This is a genomic window from Pseudomonas sp. 22189 (assembly GCF_052045635.1).
Lineage (GTDB): Bacteria > Pseudomonadota > Gammaproteobacteria > Pseudomonadales > Pseudomonadaceae > Aquipseudomonas > Aquipseudomonas parakoreensis.
Genome location: NZ_JBQEPG010000012.1, coordinates 1 through 14375, shown reverse-complemented (window position 1 = coordinate 14375; position 14375 = coordinate 1). Strand labels below are relative to the sequence as shown.

The window sequence follows — 14375 nt, the reverse complement described above, 5'->3', positions numbered from 1 at the left end:
GACGTGGCTATCCATAAACTCAAAAGCAATTCCATCTTCCAGATACTCAGGGACGTTTTCTGGATCCTCGTCTGTACTTATATATACCAGACATCTCTATGCCAAAGCCTTGCGATTTGATTAGGTTTTCTAATGCATTTGGCAAAAAACTAGAATTGTGTAAGGATGATGACTCCAGTAAGTCTAGTAGGCAACTGTTGACTATGTCCTTTTGATTTTTTGAAACCTGTTCTATAGTCATAATCTATTTAGTAAAAAGGGAGTGATTTAATTTCAGTAACTTTTTATGCTTAGGCGAAATAAATTTGTAAACTTTTGTTTTTTTTGTTTTTTGAATTGTATATAAAATGCTATCAATCAGTTAAGGTTCTTGTTGTGTGTTCTGCAACTATTCATACATTTAGGTTTTCGTGAGGATACCTTTGGTTGAAACTTTCCGCAAAAGCTCCTGAATAATCTCTTCCATATGGCACCGGTTCGTTACCTTTCTATACTATGTATAACTCGATAGCCTGCGTCAAAGTCGCTTATCATATGAGAATTGCTAAAGTTGGTATCGAATATTCCCTGGATTTCAGGTTGGGAGCGATTTGCTTGTGAGTTCAATATTTCTACTGATTTCTGAAGTTTTTCGTATGTGGGTATATAGGTGTGGTTTGAAGCGCTGAAGTTGAGGGTTACTTTTTTTGGTGAAATGATGGCGAGGTTAATTAATAATTCAGGAGTCGAAAACGATCTTCCGCCGATGTCGTATATTTTATCTTTGTTCTCTAGTTTTGAGCCGTAAGACTCGTGCGTCAAGTAGCCACTTTCCTGGTTCAATAGGCGTATTAATTTTTCGTGACCTTTTATTTTTTCAAATGTAATAATAGCTTGCTTAATGATCAGGAAGCCGTCTTCGTCCATCTTTTCTAGAAAGTTTGGGTTCTGATTTTTTATTGAGTAAATTACTGGTTTTTCTATTAAGTTAAGCACAAAATTAAATAGTTCGATATAGTATTTGTCTTGGATGTTTTCGTTTGGCGGTATATTTATATGTGAAATAACTCCGCCTGCATTATCGAAATCGATAGCGCCAAAGGATTCTGTAATGTCAATTGAAAAATTCATTTTGCTATCTCGATTACAAACTGATCACGTTGTTTTGATTCGATTTGGCTACCATCAATTGAAAAGGGGGCGGATTTATTTCCTTCAACGAAAACAAATTAACTCCCCTCTGATTGCAGTTTGGCAACTAGAGCGGGTATTCACACCGCCATGGAGTGGTGAGAAGTTCTGGGTCGATGTCAAGCTTCTCAAGAAGTGCGTTGATTTCCGCCTCAGAGTTCATGGTCTCTATTTTTAAGAGATTGATGTCTCGGTTGTCCACGCCGTCACTTATTTCAAGTGTTTCGGTTGGGATTGTAAATATTACTGTTGCATATCGGAAATTTTTCGATTGATGGATAAAGTCGTAATACTGATATGGATCACTGGTAAATGTGTATTTGTAAATGGCGTGTGCTGAAATCCATTTTCTTAGTGAAGGGTCTTCGGATTCTAGCTCTTGCGCAATGTTGTTGTAACCTGTTCCGTCGAGCCCAAACCATACACTTCGTGGGATACATTTCTGTTTTGTCATTTTTGACCCTGGAACCGGTATGGCCAGCGTATTCCTACGCCGATCTGAATTGGTTGAGAAAATAAATCTGTCGTATTTTTGTAATGTTTTAGAGTTTTTAGTTGGCCGCAGGTTGAAATGTAGCAAAAAGGTGACAGATCTATTTTCAATATCTTTGGGGCTGTGGAAATAATCTATCTCCTTTGATCGCTGTCCGGATTGCTGTGAGCGTCTGGTGAACTCCGCTGCGGATTATATCTATATAAGAAAATCTGTTGAGAATTATATGTTTGAAAATTTAGTTAGGGCTTCCAAAATTTAATCCTTTCCATGTGGCGCTCAATGTCATCCATATTGTCGTCCCGTAGTGTCGAATCAAAATTCTTGCTTATGATTTTTCTTATTTTGGCAAGGCGTTGGGTGACCCCTTCGTTATCAATGAAATCAGTGGTGGCTTTTTGGTAGTCTTCGATCGGTTTGCCGGAGTAATAGCTGCCCATATTGTGCAGTGAAATTAATATGAACTCGATATCTACAAGGACTTCGAGAGCATCTTCTCCATTAAGTGCTATTTCTTTGTTGGTTTCTAACATTCTTTCCGCCGATTAAATGTGGGGTTTAAGCGCCACATTTCCTTTGGTCGTAAGATCTGTTGTGCCGTATCTACAGGTCTTTACCCATTCAGGTTGGATAGCAGAAGGGCATTTTAAAAAAAAAGGGAGTGAATTTATTTTCAGTGTCTTTTGTAAAGTGTGAAAAATAAATTTCCCTCTTGCTTTATTTGCTTTGGCTGTATTGGTGAGTGCTGGGTTTTAAATGTCTGTATCTCACGATTCGATCATGAATGATTCAATTTTTTTAATGAATTCAATTTTGCTTTTGGTTCTGAATTCACCAAGAAAAACTTCGGAGTTTTTAACCGGTTTTCCTTTTTGGTCATAATCGATTTTCAGGAAATCAATTACAAACTCTCCGTTGGGGTCGCCCTCTGGTTCTACTCTAGAATCGAAGCAGTGCCCGCTACTTCGACGCACTCCGCCCAATAGTACTGAGCAAGTGAACCAGTCGCTGGTTTCTGGCGTTAATTCAACTTCAAAAAGGTTGTTGATTGTTACTGTCCAACCGCTTGGGACTCGAATTGGTTGAAGATTATATTGTAGTTTGGGTCTCATTTGAAATTTATACACTTGAAAATTTGCGTCAAAAGGAAGAATTATTTTTCAAGTTTTTTGGAGTATGCTTGGGTAATGAGTTAGTGGTCTTTATTCTCATTTTTTCGGAGATGGTAAAGTAATTTCGTTTATCTGAAAAGTAATACTTTATATTGTTTATTTGGAAGAAGGCTGGCCTTGAGATTTTTTTAGTAAGTTTATGAGTTCTGGGTAAGAGTCAATTTCTTCGTCGGACAGGTTGTTTATGATTTTCTGTATTTTATTAGAGTATTTTTCCTCAATGACTGCTTCCGTCCAGTCAAGTTCGGAAGCTGCGGCGATTGCTACCTCTGAAAACTTGGACTCAAGAAGTTTTTTTAGAATTTCAATTGCTTCGGGCGATCGTAGCTCTCCGAGAGCAGCAGCACTTCTTTCTTGCCAGTACTCTTCTTTCGAAAGTATTGTTTCATTAAGCTGCTGCCAGTCCATAGCGCTGAATTTTCCTAAAACTCCATGAGCTACCTGTTCAGTAACGTACTCATTCCAATTTGAATCTTCATTTGGCCCAAGCCAGTAGTTGAGCTCTTCGTAAGCTTTGCTATCCATAAGTTACCTCTTTTTAAATTGGTGGGGACATAGGCGAATCGCCAGCCGGAAATGAAGATGTCACGACTCCGTTGTCTTTCAGTACCTGCCACTGAACACCGTCGACTGTTTTGGTGTGTAAAGTGGTTTTAACTCCATCCACTTCTCGCATAAACACGCCTGGTGTTGCGGATACTTCGTCAGTAACCCAGAGTATTTTATCGTTGCTCCATGTTTCTGGGGCTAATGTGTGCTTCCCACCTTTCTTGGCTGACATGCCGACAGTTCCGTCTTTTCGCTCAAGAATCATTTTGAAATCTTCGACTTTTATCGTGCCGTCAGGATTTTTCTGCAGAACGGTCATTTGGTGATTTTTAGACTTCAATACTTCAGACGAGTGTCCACCAATTGGTTTGTTGCTATTTGGACTGCGTGTGCCGAACAAAATTTTATTTTGCATCTGGGCAGGCAGCGCCCCGGAATAGGGTCGATTGTATGGATCAGGTGGTTTTCGTCCTTCGTCATGCTCGGCTTTTTCTGAATCATCAGGCTTCTTACCTTGAGATCCGTCTTCCGCACCAGGGCAATTATTCAACCCCAACGGATCCACCCACCCCGTAGGGTTAGGCACGTACTGGTAGCTATTCAAACCGCCTGCAAGCTTGATCGGATCCGGCGTCAAAAACCGCCCAGTGCCAGGATTGTAGTAGCGGTGCCGATTGTAATGTAACCCCGTCTCGGCGTCGAAATACTGACCTTGGAAGCGCAGCGGATTATCGATCTCGCTGACGTCCAGCGCCGCGAGGTTACCGTAGGCGCGGTACTTGGCCGACCACATGATCTCGCCACTGTAGTCGGTGAGTTCCTGCGGTGTGCCCAGATGATCGAGTTGGTAGTAAAACGGCGTGGCTTTGCGCGGGCCTTCGCCATCGAGCATCGCCAGTGGGCGGAAGCTGCCGGGCTCATAGATGTAGCTGCGGTAGCAGTTTTCGGCGCTTTCAGCGATCAGACGTTCGCCTTGCCACAGGAATTCCGTGGTGTGGCCGTCGACGGTTTTTTCGACGCGGCGACCAAAGGCGTCGTATTTGTAGGACGCGGTGCTACCGCCCGGCAGGCTTACGCCGATGAGACGGTGCTGGCAGTCGTATCTGTATTCGGTAACGAGTTTCTGGCCGGCGCCACGACGTTCGCGGATCAGGTTGCCGTAGGCATCGTAGTCGTAATGACGGTCGCCTTGCATCAGCAGGCGGTTGCCTTTGACATTGGCGAGGTTGGCGGTGCCTTCGTTGTTCTGTCCAAGCAGGTTACCAGCCGGGTCGTGGGCGAAGCTTTCCGGTGTGGCGCCGCGCACGCTGATGAGTCGGTCGAGCGGGTCGTAGTGGTAGCTGCGCTTGCCTTTGCGGCTGTCATCGATACCGGCGAGGTTGCCGTTGGCATCGTAGTTGTAGCGTCGCTGGAACAGGTTTTTATCACGCTGGCCGACGGTGTGAGCTTGCAGGCGGCCTTGTTCGTCGTATTGATATTGGCTGAGCAGCAGGCCTTGTTGACGCTGTTGTTCGCGACCGGCGCTGAACTGGTGAGCGGTGAGACGTGAGCCGTTGAGGTCGATGCTGCTCAGGCGTCCGCCGGACAGGTGGCGGTAGTCGAGTGTGCTGCCATCCGGTAGGCGACAATGGCTCAGCTGGCCGACGCTGTCGTACTCGTAGCGCAGGGTGCCCCAGCCTTGGTGTTCCTCGATGAGGCGGTCTTGCAGGTCGTACTTGTAGGCGAGCGGCCAGTGGCCGTCGTCGACGTTTACGAGGCGACCGAGGGCGTCGTAGCTGTAATGAATCTCCTCGCCATCGGCGAGGGTTTTTACCAGCAGACGGCCAGCGGCGTCGCGTTGATACTCGGTAACGAGTTCGCTGCCGTCATCGCCGAATTCGGTTTTCTTCAGCAACTGGCCGTTGAGGTCGTATTCGTAGGCCGTGCGGCGACCGTCGAAGCCGGTTTCCTGCTGGATCAGGCCGTTCGCGTAGTAATCGAGCTGGTAATGCTCGCCGCGCTCGTTTTCGATGTCGGTGAGCAACAGACGCGAGTTGTCGTAGCGGTAGCCCAGTTGGCTGCCGTCCGGATTGATGCGGCGGCTGACCAGGTGCAGGTTGTCGGCGTATTCGTAGCGGGTGATACGGCCGAGCTCGTCGCGTTCGGTGGTGACGTTGCCATAGGCGTTGTAGGTGAAGGCACGTGTTGCACCGCCCGGCAGCGTGACTTGTGCCAGGCGGTTGGCCGCATCCCATTGGTAGTGGGTGATGGCGCCGGATTCTTCCTGGCGGGTAATCTGCCGACCCAGTGCGTCGTAGCGATACTTGCGTTGACCGCCGTCCGGCAGGCGTTCTTCCAGTAACTGTCCGAGGTTGTTCCAGCCGAGTTGATGGCGGCTGCCGTCGGGGTGGCGGATCTCCAGCAAGCGACCTTGGGCGTCGTAGCTGTATAGCGTGGCATTGCCGTTCGGGTCGATTTGCTGGGTGATGTCGCCCTGACGGTTGCGTTGGTACTTCCAGCTGGCTTTGCCGCGATGAACATCGCTGACGAAACCATTGATGTATTCATACGTGGTGGCTTCGTCTTCCGGCGGGATGACGGCAGTCATCAGTCCGTTGTCGTCGTACCGGTATTCGGTGACGGCACCCAAAGGATCCTTTTCCGCGATCAACTGACCTTTGTCGTTGTAGGCCTTCAGATGTTCGGCGCCGTCCGGGTCGACCTTGCTGATCAGTCGCGCCTGGTCGTCGTGGGTGTAGACCTCTTCGCTGCCGTCGGCGTTGGTTACCGTTACGCTGCCTTTATCGTCCCAGGCGTAGTGCGCTTCCATCTGCGAGAAGTTGGCCCAGTGACGGATGCAGCGAGACAGCTTGCCTTCGTTCTCCCACTCCCAATAGAAGGCCGCGCCGCCCGCCAGTTGGCGCTCCAGAATCACGTGCTGATCGTTGTAGCGATAGCGCTCGGCTTCGCCGGCCGCGTTCTACATCTCGATCATAGATGCTGAGCATCAGTGTTGTTTGAGCTTGTTCTGAAAGTAATCTTCGTAATTGGATAATATTGTTTTCCAGTTTTCGTATAGTAGTTCCTCAGAGCCGACTGCACCTTCAGGTAATGGCATATATCTAACTATTGGTGCAATTTCTTCCGGGTAGTCAAGATCTGCATATAATTCTTCTATGCTTTCAAAGGGGTCTTTTGATAGGTCTTTATTTTCGTATAAATAAGAAAGAGTCAAATAAATCCAAGGTTTGATTGCTTCTTCTTCAGTTTCTACTTGATGCGAGTCTTTGTTGATGAGGGTTTGCAATAATTCTCGCAGTAATTGATGCTCTGTCGCGTTCAAAGTGGCGATTTCATAGGCCTCCGGAGGAGAGGTTTTTGTCAGTCCGTTGCAGATATAGTCAGAAATACCTTGCTCATTGATGAAGCCTTTTTTCAGGCCAACGTTTAGTTGAGACCAATTTAACCAAGGGGTTTTGGAAAATGTGTAGTTGCCGTTTAGGGGTAGTAGATTCATTTGTTTACTTTGGAAGCCTCGATGGTATTTGATTCGGGGTGCCGGTTATTCTTCCGTCAGGTATGAATCTTTGATGTGTTAATTCCATCTTTGAATTAACAATCCACTCAAAGATTCCGGGTTTGTTATTCATCGATCCCGGCATTTGTGTGAGGGTGTTATTTGTACCGTCACCTCCGCGGAGAGGAAATACTCTCCCTTTATCAGGTATTTGGTCAACTACGTAACTAGGCGCTCGGTGCATAGGATCGTCTTTTAAAGCGCTGCCGATGGGTTTAGCACTTTTAATTTCGTCGGCGGCATATCCCGCGCGAAGGCGCTCAAAGCGTGCCGCGTTGTAACCCGATTGATCCTGAGGTTTAGGTGAATTCGGAGTGCCTTCATCAATAGTGGCTGCGGTCGATGGGGTTTTCGCACCACCTGTGGATGAGGAATTATTATCGGGACAGACACTCAACCCCAACGGATCCACCCACCCCGTAGGGTTAGGCACGTACTGGTAACTGTTCAGCCCACCTGCAAGCTTAATCGGATCAGGCGTCAAAAACCGTCCAGTGCCCGGATTGTAGTAGCGGTGCCGGTTGTAATGTAACCCTGTCTCAGCGTCGAAATACTGACCTTGGAACCGCAGAGGGTTATCGATTTCACTGACATCCAGCGCTACCAGATTGCCGTACGCACGGTATTTCGCCGACCACATGATCTCACCGCTGTAGTCGGTGAGTTCTTGCGGTGTACCAAGGTGGTCGAGTTGGTAGTAAAACGGCGTGGCCTTGCGCGGGCCTTCACCATCGAGCATCGCCAGTGGGCGGAAGCTGCCAGGCTCATAGATGTAACTGCGGTAGCGGTTTTCTGCGTTTTCGGCGATCAGCCGCTCGCCTTGCCACAGGAATTCGGTGGTGTGACCGTCGACGGTTTTTTCGATGCGGCGGCCGAAGGCGTCGTACTTGTAACTCGCGGTACTGCCGCCCGGCAGGCTGACGCCGACGAGGCGGTGCTGGCAGTCGTAGCGGTACTCGGTGACGAGTTTCTGGCCTGTGCCGCGACGTTCACGGATCAGGTTACCGTAAGCGTCGTAATCATAATGGCGGTCGCCTTGCATGAGCAGGCGGTTACCTTTGACGTTGGCGAGGTTTGCCGTGCCTTCGTTGTTCTGACCCAGTAGGTTACCCGCCGGGTCGTGGGCGAAACTTTCCGGGGTTGCGCCGCGTACGCTGATCAAGCGATCCAGTGGATCGTACTGATAGCTACGGTTGCCTTTGCGACTGTCGTCGACGCCGGCGAGGTTGCCGTTGGCGTCGTAGTTGTAACGACGCTGGAAGAGGTTTTTGTCACGCTGGTTGACGCTGTGTGCTTGCAGTCGGCCCTGTTCGTCGTACTGATATTGGCTGAGCAGCAGGCCTTGCTGGCGTTGCTGCTCGCGACCGGCGTTGAACTGGTGAGAGGTCAGGCGAGAACCGTTGAGATCGATGCTGTTCAGACGTCCACCGGACAGGTGACGGTAATCGAGCATACTGCCATCGGGCAGGCGGCAGTGACTCAATTGACCGACGCTGTCGTATTCGTACCGGGTGGTGCCCCAGCCCTGGTGCTCGGTGATCAAGCGGTCCTGCACGTCATATTCGTAGGCAAGCGGCCAGTTACCGTCGTCGACGTTGACCAGGCGACCTAGGGCGTCGTAGCTGTAGTGGATTTCCTTGCCGTCGGGCAGGGTCTTTACCAGCAGGCGGCCTGAGGTGTCGCGCTGGTACTCGCTGACCAGTTCACTGCCGTCATCGCCGAACTCGGTTTTCTTTAGCAACTGACCGTTGAGGTCGTATTCATAGGCGGTGCGGCGACCGTCGAAGCCGGTTTCCTGCTGGATCAGGCCGTTCGAGTAGTAATCGAGATGGTAATGTTCGCCGCGCTCGTTTTCGATGTCGGTGAGTAACAGACGCGAGTTGTCGTAGCGATAGCGCAGTTGGCTGCCGTCCGGGTTGATACGGCGGCTGACCAGATGCAGGTTATCAGCGTATTCATAACGGGTGATGCGTCCGAGTTCATCGCGTTCGGCGGTTACGCGGCCGTAAGGGTTGTAAGTAAAGGCGCGCGTGGCGCCTCCGGGCAGGGTGACTTGGGTCAGGCGATCAACAGCATCCCATTGGTAATGAGTGATGGCGCTGAATTCGTCTTGCCGGGTAATCAGCCGGCCCAAGGCGTCGTAGCGGTACTTGCGTTGGCCACCGTCCGGCAGACGTTCTTCGAGCAATTGACCGAGGTTGTTCCAACCTAATTGATGGCGGCTGCCATCGGGGTGACGAATTTGCAGCAGTCGGCCCTGACGGTCATAGCTGTACTGGGTTTCATTGCCGTGCGGATCGATTTGCTGGGTGATGTCGCCTTGCGGGTTGTAGTCGTACTGCCAGCGACCTTTGCCTCGTCTGACCTCGATCAGTTGGCCGTTGTAATAGTTGTAACGTGTAGGCTCGTCTTCTGGGGGAATCACGGCCAGCAACCGGCCAGCATTGTTGTACTGATACTCGGTGATGGCGCCCATTGGGTCTTTTACAGCGATCAAACGGCCCTGATCGTCGTAGGCTTTTTGAGTTTCTGCGCCATCCGGAGCGGTTTCGCTGATCAGACGCGCATTTTCGTCATGCACGTAAACCTGTTCACTACCATCACCGTTGTAAACCGTTACCGTACCGTTGTCGTCCCACTCATAGCGTGTTTCCAGTGGCGAGTAGTTTGCCCAGTGGCGGACGCAACGGGAAAATTTGCCATCACGCTCCCACTCCCAGAAGAAGCTGGCGCCGCCTGCCAGTTGCCGCTCGAGAATCACGTGCTGCTGGTTGTACCGGTAATGCTCGGTTTCACCGGCGGCGTTAGTTGCCGAAACGAGTTGATGTTGAGCGTTATACGCGTATGAGACTAGCGTCTTCAGGGTTAGCCATGGATCCTGGCGTTTCCCGGACTCGTCATATTCCGAACGTTGTTGCTGTTGATCCACGGCAACGATATGCCGGTCGTCGTAGCGCAGCAGTAAAGCCCGGCCGGCGCCATTGTCGATGCGCTGAATGCGCCCGACCAAGTCATAGCTGATGTGCACCTGGTTTTCATACGAATCACTGATGGTGGTCAGCCGGTTTGCGCGGAAATGATAGAAACGCGGTTTTGCCCCGGCCTGCGTAAGAATCAGTTCACCGGGTGCATCCCCCAGGAAAATCGCTGCTTGAGCAAGGCTGTTCGTGATGGCAGGTCTTTGCTCGGTCGGTATCGGCAACCGGGTTTGACGGTTTTCGTTGTCCGTCCACAGCACGCCTTCATCATTGATCTGCAGGCGATGAGAAAACGAGTGGCTCCAGCCCGGCCCCATGCGGCTATCGATTTCGACGGCGCTGCTGCGGTAGAGACGGGTCCACTCCAGCGGTAACAGGCCGCCCAGCTCACCGTCGGTGAGGGTGAGCAGTTCTTCACCGGTGACCATGGAAACGGGGTCACCGTTAGTGCAGGTTTTGTTGGCACACTGAGCGGGTTGATCAGCCTGGTTCTTGGACTGGGCGGGCGCGTTTTCAACCTTCTCCTGCTGCTCGAGGCGGGTTTCGTTCTGGGTTTTGTTTCGTGCGTGGATTTGCGCGTCGTTTTCGACTTTCCCTCCTGTCGTGGGAGAGGGGCGCTTCGGAGCGGTGGCTGTTTGTGCAGGCGTATGATCAGCGACAGTAGCCACTGCTTTTTTGCCTGAGTTGGTGACACCGTTGCCGTGAAACCTCAATGAAGCGGCTGCATCCGCATGGGCTTTGGAGCGAATCCTGCTGATTTCGATGAGCTTGGCGGTGACTTTCTCAACCATGTTGATCGCTTTTTGCGCTTGCAACGTGCCCTTGACCGTTTTAGCTCCTGCGCGCAATGCAACGCCCAGTCCACCTGTGAAAATGATCCCCAGCACGATATAGAGGATTTCCGACTTCAATCTGGCCAATACTTCGGTGCGGGTCTGCGGTGGCAGCATCGACACCCACGTCCAAACGGAAGAGACATAAACCCAAAGCAACGGCTCATCACTTGCGATTAGAAAACTGGTGCGAAGTGCTTCCGTAGAAGCGTTATAGATCTTCTTGATATTTTCGTCGGTGAAGAATTTTTTGAGCGTTTCATAGTTCTCGCGAGGGTGAGTCACCAGATGAAATAGCGACTTGATATCGCCCCAGATACCCATGACGAATTTCCAGAAACCATCCAGTTCGGATTGCAACTGCTGCCAGAAGCGCACAGCGATCGAAGCGTCGTTATGTTCTTTCCACAACGGCAGGCAAGTGGTTGTCCATTCTGAAGACAACCACTTGCTTAGATCGCCGATGACGTCGTCGTAGGATTTGAACAGTCGATCGTTGTCTGCGCTGGTCAGGCCAGGGAAAAAGCTAATCCGGTACAGCTGGCGAGGCTTCAGATCACTGACGACTTCAATTCCGGTTGCCCCGATGGTTTTGCGCACGACTTCCCCTGCCACAGGGTTGTTCTTCGCATCGACGGGAGTCAGGACTACTGGCGTGTTGCCAATCGGCACAAAACGCGCCGATTCGAAACTATGAATCAGCGTGAGTTTTCCATTCTCGGGACAGGTAGCGAAATACACGGCTTTGTTCTTGCTGTCCGCCGCGACGGGTTTTTTGACCTCGTCCCCAACTTGAAATTGCTGCTCCATTTCCAGGCCAGGAATGACGCGGGCAGTGGAACGGTAACTTTTCAGGCAATTCTTGAACTCGGCAATGAGCGTGTTGAAGTCAGGCTGTTTAGCGGTGACATGAGCAATCGTATCCAATGGGGTCATACCGCCACCTCTTTTTCCAGATAGGCCTTCAACAGCCCGGTAAAATTTTCTTCCGTGAGTGGTGTGCGTTTTACGAACCGCGCCACTTTTTGTTTCAGGTTTGATTCGGGGAAGGAGAAATACAGATCAGCATGTTCTTCTTGCAGCCACTGCAACATATTGCCGATGACGGTCGACGGATTTTCCGCCGTTAACCCATCCAACAACTCCTTCGGCACCCCCCACCACGGCCAATCCTTCACCTTCGGCAACACCCGTGTCCCAACCTCCAGCGTCTGCCCGTTAATCAGATACCGTTCAAACACCGGCAGTACTTCCCCAGCCTTCTCCCCAAGCTCCTTCAGAATCGGGTAGATATGTCGCCCATCCCAAAAGCGGAAAAACACCTCAGTCCCGTCCGGCATCTTCACCTGTGTCAGGCTGCGCAGGTGCTCGAACACGTCGTTCGGTTCGGCGCGTGAGACGGCCAGCCAGCCCCAGTCGAGGGCGTCGGTTTCGGCGATCCAGGGCAGGAATGCCGAGTTCGGTTTGAGTTCGGTGACGTAGGGCATCACCGGTTGCCAGGTGGAGTAGGGCGTGCCGCCCCAGATCGGCAGGAGCTGGGCGGTGGGTTCGGTCAGGTACAGGGTTTTCAGCGCGTCGGCATCGCTTGCTGCGCTGACGATCAGGTACAGGCGCTCGCCAGTCTGCAACGGCTGTTGTGCCAGCCAGTCCTTGGGTGTCAGTCGATCAGATGGCACAGGCACCTGCCTTGCATTTTTCGCACTCTTCGCAGAACGGCGCATTACGTTTGAGAGTGTTGATTTGCGCCGGGGTCAGCACGGCGCCAGCCTTGTCGGCATCCGCCTGCTTCAACACGCCCGGCAGCAGTGGGGCGGCGCCGGTGCCGCTGCCCGGTCCACCACCGGAGTTGATGTTGATCGCCGGCCCGCTCATGGTCACGCCGCCGCCGTCGATCTTGATGAAGCTGCCACCGCCGACCAGCGTCAGTTCAGCCCCGGCTTCCAGCACCACCTTCATGCCACTGCTCAGGTGAATTTCCTGGCCGGCGTCGATGAATTGTCCGGTGCCGATCTTGATGTGCTGGTTCACGCCCACGGTCAGGTGGTCGTTGGCCCGTGCTTCGACTTTGCGGTCTTCATAAACCGTGTGGTGTTCTTCGGCCTTGAATTCCGTGTAGCTGTTCTTTTCCACGACGTCGTGGCGTTCGTTGCCGACGCGGATTTTCTGGTCGTGTTCGATGTTCTCGTCCCAGTCGCGCTGGGCGTGGAGGAAGATCTGTTCCTGGCCTTTCTTGTCTTCGATGCGCAGTTCGTTGAAGCCGCCACCGCCCATCGAGCTCAGGGTTTTGAAGGTGGTGCGGGTCTTGTTCGCCGGCAGGGCGTACGGGACGGTGTTTTCCTTGTGGTACAGGCAGCCGCTGATCAGCGGCTGGTCGGGGTCGCCCTCGAGGAATGTCACCAGCACTTCCATGCCGATGCGCGGGATGGCGATGCCGCCGTACTGGGCGCCGGCCCAGGCGCTGGAGACACGCAGCCAGCAGCTGGTCTTGTCGTCGGCCTGGCCGTCGCGGTCCCAGTGGAACTGGACTTTCACGCGGCCGTATTCGTCGCAGTGGATTTCTTCGCCTTTCGGGCCTGTGACCACGGCGCTCTGGCTGCCGAGGATGCGCGGTTTCGGGTGGCGCAGGGGCGGGCGGTTCGGCACGTCCCACGGGGTGGCCTGGAAGCGGTTGCGGTAACCCTGATGGAAATCGTCTTTGAGCGCGGTGGTGTCGCTGGTGACCGACTCTTCCAGCACCTGCGGCTGCTTGCCTTCGTGGTGGACTTCGGTGAGCAGCCACAGGTCATTCCACTTGGCCTTCGGGTGTTCTTTGAGTGCGAGGAAATGGCCGCTGACCAGCAACGGCTGGTCGCTCTTGCCTTCGGCGAGCTGGAAGTCGCTGCGATGACGTTCGAGGGCGCGTTTGGCCAGGTGTTTGCCGCGCTCGCGGTCGATGAAACGGCCCGGGTAATCGTAGTCCTCGAGGTCGGGGAGGGCGTCGCCGCGGTTTTCGCTTTCCAGCGTCAGGCGCGGTTTTTCGAAGTCGTAGTCGCGGCGGGTGGTGCGGCTGGTACGGGTTTCCAGGCGCAGGTCGAAGCGTTTGATCACCGGGTTGCTGGCGACCATGCCGGAGTCCTGCTGATAGGCCACCGGCGCCAGTTTCTTGAACACCGTCTGGTCGTCGCCGAACACCAGTTTGTGGCCCGTGGCGCTGTGCTGGAAGTGGTAGTGAATGCCTTCTTCTTCGCACAGGCGCTGGATGAAATGCAGGTCCGATTCGTCGTATTGCACGCAGTAAATGCGGTCGGGGTAGATCGAGCCGGTCTGGAAGGCGTAGGCGTTGCCCTGGATGCCGTGTTCTTCGAGGACCTTGCCGATGATTTTCGGCACGCTGAGGTTCTGGAAGATCCGCTGGTTGATCCGGTGCGCCAGGTACGCCAGTTGCGGGCGCAGGGTCACGGAGTAGCGCGTCAGGCGCTTGCCGGAATCGCCTTGCGCGGCGCGGTAGATCAGGCCGTGGATACCGCTGCCGTCGGGCGACAGCTGCAGGAAGGCCGGTTTGTGCAGCAGGGTTTCGAGGTCCAGCGACGGCTGCTCACTGACCAGCTCCACCTCGAACACAAAAGGCTGGCTGATGGCTTCCCG

At 52.4% G+C, this 14375-nt stretch carries 9 protein-coding genes and 1 pseudogene; all 10 read right to left on the bottom strand.

Annotation, left to right across the window (positions count from 1 at the left end; genetic code table 11):
• Window positions 1-480: 480 nt before the first annotated feature.
• Complete coding sequence (locus ACTJKS_RS14540; protein ID WP_108183127.1) at window positions 481-1110, bottom strand: hypothetical protein; 630 nt, start codon at window positions 1108-1110, stop codon at window positions 481-483.
• A gap of 127 nt (window positions 1111-1237) precedes the next feature.
• Entirely contained in the window at window positions 1238-1624 is a 387-nt protein-coding gene (locus tag ACTJKS_RS14535) for a hypothetical protein (protein ID WP_108183126.1), read from the bottom strand.
• A 281-nt stretch (window positions 1625-1905) separates the two neighbouring features.
• On the bottom strand, window positions 1906-2196 hold the full coding sequence (locus ACTJKS_RS14530; protein ID WP_108183125.1) for a hypothetical protein: 291 nt from the start codon (window positions 2194-2196) through the stop codon (window positions 1906-1908).
• Window positions 2197-2430: 234 nt separating this feature from the next.
• Window positions 2431-2775 carry a hypothetical protein gene (locus ACTJKS_RS14525; protein WP_262949043.1) on the bottom strand — a complete coding sequence of 115 codons (345 nt, stop codon included), beginning with the start codon at window positions 2773-2775 and terminating at the stop codon, window positions 2431-2433.
• Between the two features lie 156 nt (window positions 2776-2931).
• Complete coding sequence (locus ACTJKS_RS14520; RefSeq protein ID WP_108183123.1) at window positions 2932-3360, bottom strand: HEAT repeat domain-containing protein; 429 nt, start codon at window positions 3358-3360, stop codon at window positions 2932-2934.
• A 556-nt stretch (window positions 3361-3916) separates the two neighbouring features.
• Window positions 3917-6343, bottom strand: a pseudogene (locus tag ACTJKS_RS14515) (RHS repeat-associated core domain-containing protein); the annotation flags it as partial.
• 27 nt (window positions 6344-6370) lie between these two features.
• On the bottom strand, window positions 6371-6880 hold the full coding sequence (locus ACTJKS_RS14510) for a DUF2247 family protein (protein ID WP_086793117.1): 510 nt from the start codon (window positions 6878-6880) through the stop codon (window positions 6371-6373).
• Window positions 6881-6884: 4 nt separating this feature from the next.
• Window positions 6885-11687, bottom strand: a complete 4803-nt coding sequence (locus ACTJKS_RS14505; protein ID WP_411157867.1) for an RHS repeat-associated core domain-containing protein — start codon at window positions 11685-11687, stop codon at window positions 6885-6887.
• Window positions 11684-12427 carry a DUF4123 domain-containing protein gene (locus tag ACTJKS_RS14500; RefSeq protein ID WP_440828838.1) on the bottom strand — a complete coding sequence of 248 codons (744 nt, stop codon included), beginning with the start codon at window positions 12425-12427 and terminating at the stop codon, window positions 11684-11686. Before ACTJKS_RS14500 ends, ACTJKS_RS14505 begins: the two co-directional genes overlap by 4 nt.
• Window positions 12417-14375, bottom strand: a 1959-nt coding sequence (gene tssI / locus ACTJKS_RS14495) for a type VI secretion system tip protein TssI/VgrG (protein ID WP_440828837.1), incomplete at its 5' end; no start/stop codon positions are given. The genes ACTJKS_RS14500 and tssI, both read right to left, overlap by 11 nt.